The following is a 15697-nucleotide window of genomic DNA, read 5'->3' as shown; positions in this document are numbered from 1 at the left end:
CACCCCCGATTACCCATGAACACGCGCAACCGGGCCTCAAACGAGGCCCGGTTTTCATACGTGAGGCACCGGGGCTACTGGCCTGCGAGACGTGGCAACAACTCGCGCAGGACCGCGGCGAGGCGCTCCGCCGCGCGCGCACCCTCGCGCACGACCTCCTCGTGACTCGGCGTGGCCGGCTCGTCAGCCACAGCGCGGTTGGTGATCGTGGACAGCGCTAGAACGTCCAGCCCGATCGCGCGTGCCATGACTACCTCCGGCACCGTCGACATGCCGACTGCGTCGGCGCCGGCGGCCCGCAAGAAGCGCAGCTCGGCGGCCGTCTCATAGCTCGGCCCGGCGACCATGGCGTAGACGCCCTCCCGCAGTGAGACACCAACTGCGCGGGCGGCCGCATGCGCCAGCTCCCGCAGCTCCGGGGAATAGGCATCACGCATCGGGATGAAGTCGACCTCGGCCCCGCGCGGCGGAATCAGCGGGCTCTGCCCGGCCAATCCAGGGAGGTTCAGATGGTCACGGATCAGCATCAGGTCGCCGACCTGGAAGGCCGGGTCGAGCCCACCCGCGGCGTTGGTCAGCACCAGCCGGCGCACGGGCGTCCCCTGCAGCGCGCGGATCGGTGCCGCAACGTCGGCGGCCGTCAACCCCTGGTAAAGGTGGTAGCGGCCGAGGTAGACCAGGATCGGTACCCCGGCGAAGCGCCCAACCACCACCTCCCGCGCATGCCCCGGAACAGCCGGCACCTGGACCCTGAACAGATCGTCCATCGCCGCACGGGCAGCCACGTCGAGTTCCGCGACCACCGGCGCGAGCCCCGATCCGATGACCAGCGCCACCCGCGGCGAGAGACCACTGGCAACCAGCAGGGCGTTCAGATCAGCGTGCGTCACGTCGCACTCCGCTCACCGCGCTTCCGACCCGAGCAGGGCTGCCCGCTTCTCCAGATACTCGGACTCCGACAGGACGCCCGCGTTCCGCAGGTCGTTCAAGGCGACCAACAGCCGCGTCACATCCTCCGGCGGGGCAGGGCGGCGGTCATCTGCCCACCCCATCTGACTGCGCGCGTCAAGGATCGCGCGCTTGAACCGGAACGGCTCCGCGAGCGCGTCGAGCCGGTTCACCCCGATTTCGCTGCCGGTCACGATCTCGAGCGTGCCGTAGTTGAACAGGCGACCCATGGCGCTCTGGGTCAGGAGGATGTCGTTCACCTTCTCCAACGAGGAGTCCATCACGCGCTTGGTAATGATGCCCTCCACCTGCACGATGCGGGCGTTGGTGACGACGTACTGCTCGCGGTGCCAGGCCAGGAAGCGCCACAGCGCCCAGGCGAGTGGGATGACCGCCAGCGCCCCGACGATAATCCCGGCCGGCCGAGAAACGGCGGTCCCGAGCCAGACGCCGAGACCCACCAGCACAGCCGCCGCGAGGATGAACAGCGCCAGCCGCCCGGCGATGAAGATCGGATGCCGTCGCTCGACGATCAGGATGCGCTCTCCCTGGCCCAGGAGTCCGTCGATGTATGCCACGGTGCCCTCCTCGCGCTGACAGCCTTTCCCGATGCGTCGGATTGCCCTCCGGGTCGATCGGTGCCGGTATCGTAGCGGGCAGAGCGGGCTGGGATCAATGGGTGAGCAAGCGCAGCACAGCGAGCGAGCCGAGGTCGCGCTCCACCACCTGCCGGATCTGCGCCCGGAGGGGATCCTCGATCTCGCGCCGCAGCGAGTCGCTGAGGCGCAGGCGGAAGGCTGCCGACGGGTCGCGGTCGATCAGGCGGAGGAACTTGAGCGCATTCACCGGGAGCGGCAGCGCCTGCGGCTGGGCCTGCCGGCACACAGGGCAGAGGACGCCTCCCGCCTCGGCGCTGAAGGCATTTACCACCGGCTCCAGTGTCTCGCCGCACCCGGCACAGCGGTACAGCTCCGGGCGGAAGCCCGTCACCGTCAAGAGGTGCAGTTCGAAGATCCGGGCGATCACGAACGGGTCGAGGCCGCGATCGAGCATCTCGAATGCCGACACCAGCGCATCGTAGGCCGCAGGATTCGGCTGTGCCTCGACCGTCAGCGCGTCGAGGAGATCCGCGAAGTATCCCGCGTAGGCGATGGAAATCTCGTTCTCGCGCAACGCGCGGTAGGGTTTGACGAGCTGCGCCTGGGTGATGATATCGAGGTTGCGGCCCTGAGCCAGCAGCAGCGAGGTTCGCGCGCATGGCTCCAGATGACCGGCCAGCTTGCTCTGCGGACGGCGCACGCCTTTGGCGACGACGCGCAGCTTGCCGTGGCGGGCGGTGAAGAGCGTGAGGATGCGATCCGCCTCGCCGAGGTCTCGGCGGCGCAGCACCACAGCCTCGGTGCGGTACAGCCGGATCCGTTCCCGGCGAGGCGCGGTCTCCGATTGGTCGGCGCTGGACGGGACCGCCGGCGCGTCGGCCACCCGCTCTCCGCTAGGTTCCATGGCTCAGCTCCGCTCGGGCACGCGCCACCATCTCCACCCACTGCCGCGCACGCGCCGCAACGGCCGCCCAGTCGCCAGCGACCACCGCGCGCTTGTCGACCAGCTCGCCCCCCACCGCCAGCGCCACGGCGCCGTTAGCCAGGAAGCGCGGCCCGGTCTCCAGCGTGACCCCGCCCGACGGGATCAGCTTCACCTGGGGCAGCGGCCCGAGGATGTCCTTGAAGTACTCGGGACCGGCCGCGCGGGCCGGGTTGACCTTGATATAGTCAGCGCCCTGCTCCCACGCCGTCAGGATCTCCGTCGCCGTGAAGGCGCCGATGACGGAGGGGACGGAGTAGCGGCGGCAGATCTCGATCGTCTCGGCTCGCAGCGTCGGCGTGACGATAAACTCGGCCCCGGCCAGCATAGCCGCCCGCGCCGTTTCGGCATCGAGCACGCTTCCCGCGCCGACGCGGCAAACGTCACCCAATGCCGTACGGACCTGCTCAATCGCGCTGCCGGCCTGCCGGTTGGTGTAGGTAAACTCCAGCACCCGAATGCCGCCCTCGACGAGTGCCGTCGCCAGCTCGACCGCGCGGCTCAGGTCGTCGAGGCGAATCACCGCGATCAGGCCCGACTCTTCGATCCAGTGCATCCCGGGCACCCCTTCGTTATCGCCAGTTCCCGCACCAAGTGTACCGCGGCACAGAGCCGGACGCCGCGGTGAAGCGGGCTGGGTTGATGCGGTACCATGGGCAGTGCGGCCCAAGACGGGGGTCGCGGGGGTGACTGACTCATGAGAGAGGGGCGACGCATGGCCCGGATCGGCCTGATCGCCGCGCACGGTAAGACGGAGGCCGAGAGTCTGGCCGCCGAGGTGATCCCGTGGCTGGAGCAGCGCGGGTGCGAGGTGCTGAACGAGGATGAACTCCGGGGCGGTGCACGGCCGGACGTCATCGTCGCCCTTGGTGGCGACGGGTTGATCATGCGCGTCGCCCACGACCTGCCCGACATCCCGATTCTTGGCATCAACGTCGGGCGCGTGGGGTTCCTGGCGATGACGGAGCGTCAGCACTGGCAGGACGCTCTGCAGGAGATCATCGACGGCCGCTATGAGGTACAGGAGGGCCCCACGCTGGAGGCGACGGTCTTCCGCAACGGGCAGGCTATCGTCGACGCCTGGGCCATCAACGACGTGGTCATCCGCTCGGGTATGCAGCTGATCGACGTCGAGGTCTACATCGACGAACGCTACGTCAACACCTACCCCGGGGACGGCATGATCGTCGCCACGCCGCAGGGCAGTACGGCCTACTGCATGGCCGCGGGCGGCCCGGTGCTGGCGGCCGGCGTCGGCGGGTTCGCCGTGACCCCAATCTGCGCCCACTCACCGATCCGCACGACCCTGGTCGTGCCCAAGTCGGCCCTGATCGAGCTGGTCCTGGCGAGCGAGCGAGAGGCCCACCTCATCCTCGACGGCGTACCCGAGTTGGAGCTGCAGGAGGGCGACGTGGTGACTGTCCGCGACGGCGCCCACCGCTTCCGGCTTGCAGTGCTGGAGGGGATGAACTTCTACGACGCGTTCCGGAGCAAGTTCAATTTCATGATCCGGCCGGATGCCGTCCCGACCCTCGGTCGGCGGGGGCGTGAGAGGCCGTAAGCCCGGTCCACTCGTCGCCCCGCCGTGCCCGGTGACGGCGTGCGCCGCCTAGGTGCGCGGCCCCGGCTGAGAGACCCCGGCCGGCAACTCGTCCGTCTCCTCCAGGGGGTCGACCGCCGTGGATTCCGGCTCACCCCAGCGGGCTTCGAACGCGTCACTGCCGTTGTCGTCCGCGGCCGATCGACTGTGTCCTCGCCAGACCGACGCTTCCGGCACGTTCGTCTTCTCCGACGTGGTCCGTGCCCGCTCGCCCGCACCTCCGATGGGCTGCTCGATCGCGATCGTCGCGTCGTCGGGCAACCGCGACCAGCGACCGGAGAATCGCTCACGCGCCCCCTGCACGAGCCGGTTCACCACGGCCGGCTCCGGCCGCTCCCACGATGCGGCATGGCCAGGCTCCTCGCTCGGGTACTGCTCAATGCCGCAGTACGGGCAGATTTCCCAGCGAAGATCGATCAGCCGCTCGCAGCCGGGGCAGGGCTGGCGGAGGTCCGCCCGGCAGTATGGGCAGTAGACGAAGTCCTCATTGACGTAGCGCTGGCAGGACGGGCAGAGCGGCAGCTCCTCCAAATCCTGCAGCAGGTACTCCTCCTCCAGCGATCGCTGGAAAGTATCGTCGAGCGTCTCGCGCGGGCGCAGAATGAGATAGATCAGGATACCGGGAACGAAGAACAGAACGACGACCAGCGTCGAAAAAATCTGCGCGATGACGCTGCGGCTGCGGCGCTGGATGTCCTGGAACGTCCAGACCACCAGGGCAAACCAGAGCGCGAGCAGGTAGGCACCGCCGAGGGCGACGATGACCTGGACGGCTCGGGCGATGATGGCTTCCATCGAAACTCTCTCCCTCCGTCGGTCGGGAGTGTACCGCACGACCGGCTCCGTGCCAGCCGGTCGCTCCCCGCCTAGGGGATACGCTCGACGCGTTCGACGTCCAACACGAAGACGGTCGCGCCGCCCACCTGTACCTCGACGGGGTTCGGAACGTAAAACTCACCAGGCTCCATGATCGGCAGGAGCGGGTTCACATACTGCGTTCGCGTATAGCAGTTCTGCTCAATAAGCCGCAACACGTCGGGCACGTACGGATCCTCCACGCCGATCAGGACCGTCACATTGTTCTCTCGCAAGAATCCGCCCGCGCTGTTGATCTGGGTCGAGCGATAGCCGTTATCCCGGAGCGCCGTAAGCAGGTTGTCTGCATCCTTCCCCTGGATCACCGCGAAAATCAGCTTCATACTCATCCCCTACTGGCGCCCCGGCGCCGGCGGCAGTCGCTCAAGCACGACCGCCAGCACCTCCCGCGCCACCGCCTCCTCAGACTGGGCCGCGTCGATGATGCGCCACCGCGCCGGATCATCGCGTGCCAGCGCGAGGAACCCCGTGCGCACCCGCTCGTGAAATCCTAGCGCATCCGCGTCGAAACGGCTCAGGGGCTCGCCCGATGCCCGCCGACGCGCCTGCCCGACCTCGACCGGCAGGTCCAGCAGCAGCGTCAGGTCGGGCCACAGCCCGCGCGTCGCGAAGCGCTGGAGTGCCAGTAAATCGCTCGTTGGCAGGCCGCGCCCTGCACCCTGGTAGACCAGCGTCGAGTCAACGAAACGGTCGCAGAGCACGATCTTGCCCGCCGCGAGGGCGGGCTGAATCACCTCCGCGACGTGCTGGGCCCGAGCGGCCGTGTTCAGCAACGCTTCGGTCTCCGGCAGCATAGCAGAGTGTTCGGGCGCGAGCAAAATCTGACGGATGGCCTCGCCGATCGCGGTCCCGCCAGGCTCGCGAGTCGCCACGACCGAATAGCCGCGAGCCTCCAGTTCACTCGCCAGGCGCCGGATCTGGGTCGACTTGCCCGCCCCCTCCGGCCCCTCGAACGTCACGAACAGGCTCACGGAAGACCGTCCCGGCGGAAAATTTCGACGTAGCGCTGGGGCTCGCGCCCGCGGCTGCGCGAGGCAAGGTTATAGCGCTCAGCAAGCTGGTGCTGCAGGCGTCGCACGTGCGAGGCCTGCGGCCGCAAGTCGACGCTCGAGACCTCGCCACTCAGCACGTCGTGGATCGCAGCCTCGGCCTCGAACATCGCCGCCGCAAGCCGATCCTCGGGAACCTCCGCCTCCTCCTCATCCCACCGCTCAGACTCCTGGCGCATCACACTGCTCTGCAGTTGCTCAGCAAACAGCGATCGGAGCAGGTTCGCCATCTGAACGATGGTGTTGTTGCGCAGCACGTAGATCGGGATGCCACGCGCCTCCGCCTCCCGCAGCGGCTGCGGCCGCCGCCGGTAGTAGTTCTTGAGGGTGACCACCACGTCCGCGTCGCGCAGGTCACGGACGACCGTTGCCGGCGCGGCCATCTGGTGAATCGCCTGCTCCAGTCGGTTGCGGCTCACGCCAAACGGGAAAACGCGCGCGGGGCGGTCCGGAGTTCCCCGGCCCGCGCGCATGACGTCCCGCACCACCGGCGCCGTCTCTTCCGCTGCCGGATGCATCGCCTCACCACCCCGTCGCCGGCCACTCCGCCGGTCAGTGTCCGCAGCGTGCTCGGCGTGGTACGGCTGCTCGTAGGTAACCGTAACCGAGCCGTCCGGCGCACGCTGCCGGACCTCGACCCGCAACGGCTGCCCGCGCAGAATGGCGTCGACTGCGCTGGCCACGTCCCGGTACACGGCCACCCGGTCACGGGCCTGGATCTCGACCATCATGGTGAAGGTCGGTGGAGCCTTGCGCTCCAGGATCGACTTCTGCGTACCGCGGCGGCGAGCCTCCTCGTCGCTCAGCGTCACCGACTGGATCCCGCCAATCAGATCGGACAGCGTCGGGTTCATCATCAAGTTTTCGAGGGTATTCCCGTGCGCCGTCCCCACGAGCTGCACACCGCGCTCGGCGATCGTCCGCGCCGCGGCCGCCTCCAGCTCGGTGCCGATCTCATCGATGACGATGACCTCGGGCATGTGGTTCTCCACCGCCTCGATCATCACCGCGTGCTGCATGGCAGGCGTCGGCACCTGCATACGGCGCGCACGCCCGATCGACGGGTGGGGAATATCCCCGTCGCCCGCAATCTCATTGCTCGTGTCGACGATGATCACCCGCTTACCCAGGTCGTCGGCCAGGACCCGCGCCGTCTCGCGCAGCATCGTGGTCTTCCCGACCCCGGGACGACCGAGCAGGAGCAGGCTCTCGCCCGACTCCACCAGATCGCGCACGATGCCGATCGTCCCGTAGACGGCCCGCCCGATCCGGCAGGTCAGCCCAACGATCTGCCCGGAGCGACTTCGGATGGCGGAGATGCGATGCAGGGTCCGCTCGATCCCGGCCCGGTTGTCGTCGCCGAAGCGACCGATGCGCTCCGCGACGTAGGCAATGTCTTCGCGTGTGACCTCGCGGTCCGAGAGATACACCTCGCGGTCCGGATAGCGCGCCTCCGGCGGCCGCCCGAGGTCCAGGACGATCTCAATAAGCTCCTTGCGTTCCTCAGGCGTGCTCTGCGCCTCCAGTGCTTCCACAACGTGGGGCGGCAAGACCGCGAGCAGATCCTCCAGGTTATCGGTGATTTCCTCGCCGAACGGCGCCGGCGATTCCGTCGCGGATGTGGTCCTCCAGGTTGTCAAGTGAAATCCACTCCGTCGCTATACCGTCAACGTCCCTGATGTGACGCCATCAGCCGGCGGCGTCGTGCCCGTGCTGGAATACGAAGGCAGCCGCGCCGAAAGTCGCTCCCCGACCTCCGGCACCAGCGGCAGGGGTCGGGCCTGACTCGTGCGCACCGGCACCGCCGTATACCGCACCATCCGGGCCTGGCGCCCGGTGACGGCAAACCCCACCGCCTCCAGATGCGAGATGTACTCGCTATGGTAGTCGGGCACACCCACCCAAACCTCATCGTTCTCCCCGGCGCCGGACCGCGCCAGCGCCTGCGGCACCAGTTCTCGCAAGAGCCCCGCCTCACCCGGGAGCGCCAGCACGTCGACAACGTGCTGGTGCCCGCGCGACGTCACGCGGCAGTACGCGACCGCCTGGTGGTCGCGTTCCACCAGAAAGCCACGCACGCGCCAGGCCGCACGCCGGCCGACGTCCCAGTGGTTAGTCGTGAACGCCTCGGCAAACTGGACCGGCTGCGGGGTCGCCCGCTGGTACAACTGCTGCAAGGCCCAGGCATCACTTGGTTCTTGTTCTCGAATCACCGTCCCATTCAACGCACCCGGACCAACACCTGATGCCGCAAGCGTGGTCTGATACGCGTAGATGGTGAAATTGGCGCGCAGCAATGCCTCCAGGGCCGGGCCATCCAACGGTGCGCACGCGTGGAGCCGCTTGGCACCGGACGCACCCGCCGCGCGGATCGCCGCGATCAGCAGGGCCTCCCACACGTCGACCAGCAACTCTGACTGCTCGGGAACGGACTCCGGTCCTGCGGCAAGCGCGGCCACCACCCAGCGGTAGTCCCGCGGCTCCGGCTGGATCTCCACCGCGGCGCGGAGGCCCTGGCTGGCCGTTGCGATGTACCCACGCCAGTAGCGGCGCGTCACGGGCAGGCTCGCCAGCACCCCGGCCCCCATCGGGCCCACCGGCGCACCACCGTCGCCGAGACCCAGCGGGATTCGCTGTAGTGCACGGAAACCGGTTAGATCGCGGATGCCGATGGGGCGAACGGTCAGCGTGGCCATGATGCGTCTACCCCCGTGCAGATCGGCTCCTGCCGGAGCCCGGCAGCCCGCGCCGGGAGGGCTCAGAGCGCGCGACGCCCGGCAAGCGCTCGCCCGAGCGTCACTTCGTCGGCGTACTCGAGGTCGCCCCCCACCGGCAGCCCACTGGCCGGGCGGGTGACAGTGACGCCGAGCGGGAGCAACTGCCGCGCAATGTACATGGCGGTGGCATCGCCTTCAATGTTCGGGTTCAGCGCCAAAATCACCTCATCGGGCGGGTCCGCCTGTACGCGCGCGACCAACTCACGGATACGCAATCGGTCCGGGCCAATTCCATCGACCGGCGACAGGACACCATGCAACACGTGATACAGCCCGTTGTATTCGCCGGTCCGGTCGAGCGCTACCACATCCAGCGGCTCCTCGACCACGCAGATCGTGCGGCGGTCCCGCTGTTCATCGGAGCAGATCGGACATGGGTCGTGCTCCGTGATATTGAAGCAGGTCGAGCAGAGCACGATCCGCTCCTTGACCTCGAGGATCGCCTCCGCCAGTGCCACCGCCTCCTCGCGGTCGCTCCGTAGGATGTGGTAGGCCAGGCGCGATGCCGTCTTCGGGCCTACCCCGGGCAACTTACCGAATTCGTCAATCAGCTTGGCAACCGGTTCTGCCGTAACCCGAGATCGCACCCGTTCCTCACGATCCGTATGGCGTCGCACCGGCTATGAGTATACCAAACGGCTCATTTCCCCCGTCGCGCCGCGCTCGGCCGTGCAACGCCGCCCACCTTACTCCTCGTCCATGATGTAGACCGGCCGCCCACGCGAGCCGTCCGCCGGCCCGACGTAGCCTAGCTCCTCCATCTGCTCGATGAGGCGCGCTGCGCGGTTGTAGCCGATCCGCAAGCGCCGCTGGAGCATCGAGGCGGAAGCAGTCCCCTGCTGGCGCACGATCTGGAGCGCCTGCTCCATGAGCGGGTCTTCCCCCGTCTCGGTCGGCTCGTCGGTCTCCACGTTCACCCAGTTCGGGTCGTACTGGTGGTTGGGGGCTACCTTCCGCCAGTGGCGGACGACGTACTGCAGATCGCGGTCCTCGATGAACGACCCCTGAACGCGGTGCGGCTTGGCAGCGTCAGGGGGCAGGAAGAGCATGTCACCCCGACCGAGCAGGCGCTCTGCCCCAGGCAGGTCGAGGATCACCCGGCTGTCCGTCACCGACGTCACCGCGAAGGCGATACGCGCCGGGACGTTCGCCTTGATAAGCCCGGTCAGCACATCGACCGAGGGCCGCTGCGTGGCGATCAGGAGATGGATACCCGTCGCGCGCGCCATCTGCGCCAGGCGGACGAGCAGCGTCTCGACCTCCTCGGGCGTGGTCATCATCAAGTCGGCCAGCTCGTCGATGATGACGACCAGGTAGGGCATGATCTCGAGGCCGGGGTCCTCCTGGCGCCGGAGGTTGTAGCCGTCGATGTTCCGCACACCGAGCGCCGCGAACTGCTGGTAGCGGCGCTCCATCTCCTCCAGCACTTTGCGGAGCGTGCCGACCACCTTGTCCATGTCGGTCACGACCGGGCACTTCAGGTGCGGCACGCCGTTGAACCCGACCAGCTCGACCTTCTTCGGGTCGATGAGCACCATCTGCAGCTCCGTCGGGCGGCGGGTGAGCAAGAAGGTGGCGATGATGCCGTTGATGCAGACCGACTTCCCGGAGCCGGTCGAACCAGCGATCAAGAGGTGCGGCATCTTCGCCAGGTCGCCGATCACATAGCGACCGTTGACATCGCGCCCGAGCGCCAGCGGCAGCTTCGCCTTGGAGCGCTGGAAGGCCGCCGACTCCAGCGTCTCGCGCAGCCCGACGGTGAGGACGCTGGAGTTGGGCACCTCAATCCCGACGCGGGCCATCCCGGGGACGGGCGCCTCGATACGGATCGACGGGGCGGCCAGCGCCAGGGCGAGATCGTTCTGTAGCTCCGTGATGCGCCGCACTTTCACGCCCGGTCCCGGCTCGAGGGTGAACATGGTGACGGCGGGACCGGGGAAGATCTCGCGCACGTGAGCATCGACCTTGAAGTTCTTGAGCGACTCCTGGATCAGGGCCGCTTTGCTCTCCAGCTCAGCGGGATCCGGCGTACCACCGTCGTAGAGCGCCAGGCGCTTGATGTCCGGCAGGGGTAACGGCGGGAGCCGCGCTGGCTCGCCCTCATCCTTAGCCACGGGTTGCGCCGGGGGCGGGGGATCGTCGGCCTTCGCAGCCGGCGGCTCTGTCTTGGGCAGATTGATCACCGGGCGCGGCGGCGGGGCCGAGTTCTCAGTTTCCTCGACAACCGCCTGCGCGGCCCGGCGCTTCGGTGCTGCGGGCGCGGCGGGCGGCGCCGCTGCACGCATCGCCGCGCGGGACTCGCGCAGGCTGCGCCACGCCTGCACGGCGCTCAGGAGGTCCATTCCCGTCAGGAGGTAGACGCCGACCACACCGACGGTGAAGGCGATGATGGAGGCCCCGGCATGGCCCGCCGCCATGCGCGCGAGCTCGCCCAGACCGCTCCCCAGGTGGCCACCAGCTTGCTCCACCTCCGGCGCACCGATCAGGTGAAGGAAGGTGACCACGGCCGCGGTGAACAGCATGTAACCCGCCACTCGGCGGCGGCGTGCGCCGTCACCACCCGGCACGAACAGCTCGATGGCCAGGCCTGCCAGCCCGACCGGTACCAGGAGCGCTCCTCGGCCGAGCAGTTCGCGCAGCCAGTCGCCCAGCACGCCGATCAGCCCCTGCTGGTCCTCGGCCAACACCACCGGGAGCGCCAGCAGCACCGCCGTGGCGAGGGAGAGGACGCCTAGGACTTCCCGCTGGAGACGGCTCGGCACCTCCCAGCTTGCGAACCAGGCGCCGACAGCCCTGAGGCCACGCCAGACCAGCGCAAGGGCGGCAGGCGGCGTCGAGCGGCTATTACCCTTCCGGCGTGCCGTGCTCCTCGTCTGTGCCTTCTTCCGGCGCCCCTTGGCCTGCGCTGCCATCGCCCCCTCCGTGTACGTGCGTCGTGTTCGTACGCATTATAGCACCGAGGGGTAGGGATTCAGCCTCATACCTCCAGCACGACGGGGAGAATCACCGGCCGGCGCCGCGTCTGCTGGTAGACGAACGATTGCACCGTCTCGTGGATCGCGCGCGTGGCGGCGAGACGGCCATGGCTGGTGTGGCCGTTCTGGCCCAGCACCTGGCTGAGGTGATCTCGCGCGGCGGTCAGGAAGGCGGTCCCCACCCCATCAGGAAGGAACCCGCGCCCCACGATCTCCGGACCGGCCACCACCTGACCCGACTCTCGGTCGATCGTGACGACGATCAAGAGCACCCCATCCCGCGCCAGGAGCCGCCGATCGACGATCGTCTTGTCTCCCGCCTCGCCGACCGACAGCCCGTCGACGTAGACCGTCCCGCTCGGCACGCTGCCCACGATCTCGGCCGTCTCTCCATCGAAGCGAAACACCGTGCCGACCTCGCCGATCATGATGCGCTCGTCCGGGATGCCGACACTGCGAGCCAGGTCGGCGTAGAGATACAGGTGGCGCGGTTCACCGTGGAACGGGAGGACGAAGCGCGGCCGCACCAGGTTGAGCATCATGCGCAGCTCATCCTGGCTGGCATGTCCCGACACATGGACCGGCGCGTGAGCGGCGTAGATCACCTCCGCGCCCTGCTTGAAGAGCTGATTGATGAGCCGGTAGACCGACGATTCGTTGCCGGGGATCGGCGTCGCCGAGATCACCACGGTATCACCCGGCTGGATGCGGATCTCCTTATGGTCGCCCCGCGCGATGCGGCTGAGCACCGCCATCGGCTCTCCCTGGCTCCCGGTGCAGACGTAGACCACCTGTTCCGGGGGGAGCTTGGCCGCCTGCGCCACACGGATCAGGGTGTCGGGCGGCGGGGTGAGGTACCCCAGTTCCAGCGCCACGCGGACGTTGTTCTGCAGCGACCGGCCGACGCACGCCACACGACGACCATGCCGGTGCGCCGTCGTCAGCACCTGCTGCACGCGTGAGATGTTCGAGGCGAAGGTGGCGACAATCACCCGCCCGGACGCGCGGCGCATCACGTCGTCGAAGGTCTGCTCGACTACCCGCTCGGACGGCGTCGTCCCAGGGGACTCGACGTGCACGCAGTCGCTGATAAGGAGGAGCGGCTCGCGGCGCCCGAGTTCACCGAGCTTCGCCATGTCCGTCAGCCGGCCGTCGACCGGCGTCTGGTCGAACTTGAAGTCGCCGGTGTGCACCACCAGCCCGACCGGTGTCTCAATCGCAAAGCCAACGGCGTCGGGGATGCTGTGGCTCACACGGAAGCACTCGACCGTGAAACACCCGGCGGTAATGCGCGGGTCCTCCTCCGGGACAATCAGGCGCAGGTCCGCGCGATCGAGCATCTTGCGCTCTCGGAGGCGATTCCGCAGCAGCCCCTGGGTGAGCCTCGTGCTATAGACCGGGGCGTTGACCGCCTCCAGTAGATAGGCGAGCGCGCCGATATGATCTTCGTGGCCGTGGGTGATGAAGATCCCGCGGACACGGTCCGCGTTCTGGCGGAGGTACGTTATGTCGGGAAGGAGGAGGTCCACACCGAACATGTCCTCCTCCGGGAACCCGACGCCGGCATCGATGACGATCATGTCGTCACCCGACGCCAGCACGAGCATGTTCTTTCCGACCTCACCGAGCCCGCCGAGGAACGTGACGTCGAGGTGGTGGTCGTTGTTCAACCGGGAATGCTCTCCTTCTCCGTCGATCCCACGCCGGGAGGCAACCGGGCCAGCTCCCGCGGCCGGCGTGTTAGAAGAGCCGCATCTGCTGCGGTGGCGGGGGGGCGTCCTCCGCCGCCGCCTCGCGGCGGGCTTCCTCCAGGATCTGCGGCAGCTTCGCCATGTCCGCCTCGATGGTCGCGCGCAGCGAGGACTGGTGCAGCGCTGCCGCAGGGTGGTACATCGGCACCACGACCACGTCACCGAAGCGGCGCGGCTGGCCGTGAATGCGTGAGATGCGTTCGTTCGGGAACCAGCGGGCCATCGAGAAGCGACCGAGCGTCACGATCACCTTGGGCTTGATCGCGGCAATCTGCGCATCGAGGTAGGCGGAGCAAGCGGCGATCTCGTCGGGCAGCGGATCGCGGTTGCCGGGCGGACGGCACTTGACGATGTTGGTGATGAAGACCTCGTCCCGAGACAGCCCGATGCTCTGCAGCATCTCGTTCAGGAACTGCCCCGCGGCGCCGACAAACGGGAGCCCCTGGCGATCTTCGTGCCAGCCCGGCCCTTCGCCGATGAACATGACCTCGGCGTTGGGGTTCCCGTTACCCGGGACCGCGTTGGTCCGCATGCGATGCAACTCGCATTGCGTGCAGACGCGCACACGCGCCGCGATCGTGTCCAGACTCGCTGTCAAGATTGCCTCCTCACAGCGTCCATCTCACCGGGACAGAAGTATACGTCCACTCGCGAGCGTACGCCGATTTAGATCCCGAGGAATTCCCGGCCCGCCGCCAGCAACGCATCGACATCGTCGGGAGAGTGCGCCTCGGCGTACAGGCGCAGCAGCGGCTCGGTCCCGGACGGCCGGAGCAGGAGCCAGCTCCCATCCTCGAACTCGAGCTTCACCCCGTCGATATCCCGCACACCGGCCAGAGGCATCCCGGCGATACGTGAAGGCCACTCGCTGGCCTGAACCTGGGCCACGACCTTCGCGGCAACCTCCGGTGCCAGCGGCACGTCCACCCTGCGGTAGTGCCACGGACCGATCGCGGCCTCCATTTCCGCCAGAAGCGCCGAGAGGGGCTTGCCGGATTGCACCAGGTAGTCGAGCAGGAGCAGCGCGGCGAGGAGTCCGTCGCGCTCCGGGAGGTGGAATCCAAAGGCGTAGCCACCGCTCTCTTCCCCTCCCAGGATCGCCCCCTCCTCCTGCATCGCTTCGGCGATCCGGCTGAAGCCCGTCGCCGTCTCTACTACGGGCACTCCAGCCCGCTCGGCTAGCCGGTCGACCATCGCGCTACCCGTGACCGACTTGACGATCGGCCCGCGCGTCTTGCGCACCTCCAGCACGTAGCGCGCGAGCAAGCCGAAGACATGCTGGGTCGAGACATACTCGCCCCGCTCGTCAACAACCCCGATACGATCGCCGTCCCCATCGAAGGCGACCCCGAGGGTCGCGCCGCCGTCGGCCACGACCTTCTTGAGGCGCGCCAGGTTGCGCTCCACTGGCTCCGGGCCTTTCAGACCCGGGAAGAGCGGGTTGTGCGCAGCGTTGATCTCGATCGTCTCGGTGGCGTCCCCGTTGAGGAGCAACGGCAGGAGTCCCGCCGCCGCCCCAAACATCGCGTCAGCCACCACCGTCAGGCCCGCAGACAGGATACGGGGGAGATTCACCGCCGACCGCAGCCCCGCCAGGTAGTCGTCCGTCGGGTCTATCTCGACGACGGGCGCGGCGGTGCCGCCGGTTTCTCGATCGGCGCCGAGCAGCGCCTCCACCCGGCGCACCAGAGCTGGCGGCGCCGACGCCCCGGCCGCGGTCTTCAGCTTGATCCCGTTGTAGAGAGGCGGGTTGTGCGACGCGGTGATAACCAGGGCACCGTCCGCACCCAGCGCGACCGTGGCCCAGCTAATAGCCGGCGTCGGCAGAGGGCGCCGAGCGAGGTGAACCGACACGCCCGCTGCAGCCAGCGTCTCGGCCGCCGCCCGCGCGAAGGCATCGGAGGCGAAGCGCCGGTCGTACCCGACCACGACCTGCGGCCGGCGCTCCGTAACCTGCTCGTGCAGCATAAGGGCGTAGGCCCGCGCTACCGCGCGTACCGAGGCAAAGGTGAACTCATCGGCGATGACGGCTCGCCAGCCGTCTGTACCAAACTGTATCGCCACCCCGGATCCGTTCGGTGTGCCAACGTTGCGAGCACAACGTGTGAGGCTAGCACACGCCCTGCCTGTTCGCAAAGGT

15 protein-coding genes are annotated in these 15697 nt (G+C 68.1%); 1 reads left to right on the top strand and 14 read right to left on the bottom strand.

Annotated elements, in window-relative coordinates; all coding sequences use genetic code 11:
• Nucleotides 1-74 precede the first annotated feature (74 nt).
• The 4 genes from STHE_RS04795 to STHE_RS04780 all read right to left on the bottom strand — a co-directional run bounded on the left by STHE_RS04795 (nt 75) and on the right by STHE_RS04780 (nt 3085).
• Nucleotides 75-890, bottom strand: a complete 816-nt coding sequence (locus STHE_RS04795; RefSeq protein WP_012871439.1) for a purine-nucleoside phosphorylase — start codon at nt 888-890, stop codon at nt 75-77.
• A gap of 12 nt (nt 891-902) precedes the next feature.
• Complete coding sequence (locus STHE_RS04790) at nt 903-1526, bottom strand: PH domain-containing protein (protein WP_012871438.1); 624 nt, start codon at nt 1524-1526, stop codon at nt 903-905.
• Between the two features lie 94 nt (nt 1527-1620).
• Nucleotides 1621-2451: a DNA repair protein RecO gene (recO, locus tag STHE_RS04785; RefSeq protein ID WP_012871437.1), complete on the bottom strand. Its 831-nt coding sequence runs from the start codon at nt 2449-2451 to the stop codon at nt 1621-1623.
• Nucleotides 2441-3085, bottom strand: a complete 645-nt coding sequence (locus tag STHE_RS04780) for a bifunctional 4-hydroxy-2-oxoglutarate aldolase/2-dehydro-3-deoxy-phosphogluconate aldolase (RefSeq protein WP_012871436.1) — start codon at nt 3083-3085, stop codon at nt 2441-2443. The genes recO and STHE_RS04780 overlap by 11 nt, the downstream gene beginning before the upstream one ends.
• 159 nt (nt 3086-3244) lie before the next feature.
• Between STHE_RS04780 and STHE_RS04775 the strand changes: the two genes are divergently transcribed.
• Entirely contained in the window at nt 3245-4090 is an 846-nt protein-coding gene (locus STHE_RS04775) for an NAD(+)/NADH kinase (protein WP_012871435.1), read from the top strand.
• Nucleotides 4091-4138: 48 nt separating this feature from the next.
• Here the strand turns inward: STHE_RS04775 and STHE_RS17825 are convergent, their stop codons facing one another.
• The 10 genes from STHE_RS17825 to STHE_RS04725 all read right to left on the bottom strand — a co-directional run bounded on the left by STHE_RS17825 (nt 4139) and on the right by STHE_RS04725 (nt 15621).
• Nucleotides 4139-4924 (bottom strand): zinc ribbon domain-containing protein, encoded by a 786-nt coding sequence (locus STHE_RS17825; protein WP_012871434.1) that lies wholly within the window; start codon nt 4922-4924, stop codon nt 4139-4141.
• Nucleotides 4925-4995: 71 nt separating this feature from the next.
• The gene (locus STHE_RS04765) at nt 4996-5328 is read right to left on the bottom strand and encodes a cyclic-di-AMP receptor (protein ID WP_012871433.1); all 333 of its coding nucleotides are present in this window, start codon (nt 5326-5328) and stop codon (nt 4996-4998) included.
• A gap of 9 nt (nt 5329-5337) precedes the next feature.
• A complete protein-coding gene (tmk, locus tag STHE_RS04760) occupies nt 5338-5976 on the bottom strand; it encodes a dTMP kinase (RefSeq protein WP_012871432.1) in 639 nt (212 codons plus the stop codon).
• On the bottom strand, nt 5973-7694 hold the full coding sequence (locus STHE_RS04755) for a R3H domain-containing nucleic acid-binding protein (protein WP_012871431.1): 1722 nt from the start codon (nt 7692-7694) through the stop codon (nt 5973-5975). The genes tmk and STHE_RS04755 overlap by 4 nt, the downstream gene beginning before the upstream one ends.
• Nucleotides 7695-7712: 18 nt before the next feature.
• Entirely contained in the window at nt 7713-8750 is a 1038-nt protein-coding gene (locus STHE_RS04750; RefSeq protein ID WP_012871430.1) for a hypothetical protein, read from the bottom strand.
• Nucleotides 8751-8812: 62 nt separating this feature from the next.
• Nucleotides 8813-9418 carry a recombination mediator RecR gene (gene recR, locus STHE_RS04745; protein WP_012871429.1) on the bottom strand — a complete coding sequence of 202 codons (606 nt, stop codon included), beginning with the start codon at nt 9416-9418 and terminating at the stop codon, nt 8813-8815.
• A 99-nt stretch (nt 9419-9517) separates the two neighbouring features.
• Nucleotides 9518-11743: an FtsK/SpoIIIE family DNA translocase gene (locus STHE_RS04740; RefSeq protein ID WP_012871428.1), complete on the bottom strand. Its 2226-nt coding sequence runs from the start codon at nt 11741-11743 to the stop codon at nt 9518-9520.
• 65 nt (nt 11744-11808) lie between these two features.
• Entirely contained in the window at nt 11809-13476 is a 1668-nt protein-coding gene (locus tag STHE_RS04735) for a ribonuclease J (protein ID WP_012871427.1), read from the bottom strand.
• Between the two features lie 70 nt (nt 13477-13546).
• Complete coding sequence (locus STHE_RS04730) at nt 13547-14155, bottom strand: uracil-DNA glycosylase (RefSeq protein ID WP_012871426.1); 609 nt, start codon at nt 14153-14155, stop codon at nt 13547-13549.
• Nucleotides 14156-14223: 68 nt separating this feature from the next.
• The gene (locus STHE_RS04725; protein WP_012871425.1) at nt 14224-15621 is read right to left on the bottom strand and encodes a phosphohexomutase domain-containing protein; all 1398 of its coding nucleotides are present in this window, start codon (nt 15619-15621) and stop codon (nt 14224-14226) included.
• Nucleotides 15622-15697: the final 76 nt, after the last annotated feature.

The organism is Sphaerobacter thermophilus DSM 20745, assembly GCF_000024985.1.
Classification (GTDB): Bacteria; Chloroflexota; Chloroflexia; order Thermomicrobiales; family Thermomicrobiaceae; genus Sphaerobacter; species Sphaerobacter thermophilus.
Note: the sequence above shows the minus strand (reverse complement) of the source record. Positions and strands in the feature narration are given on the sequence as shown.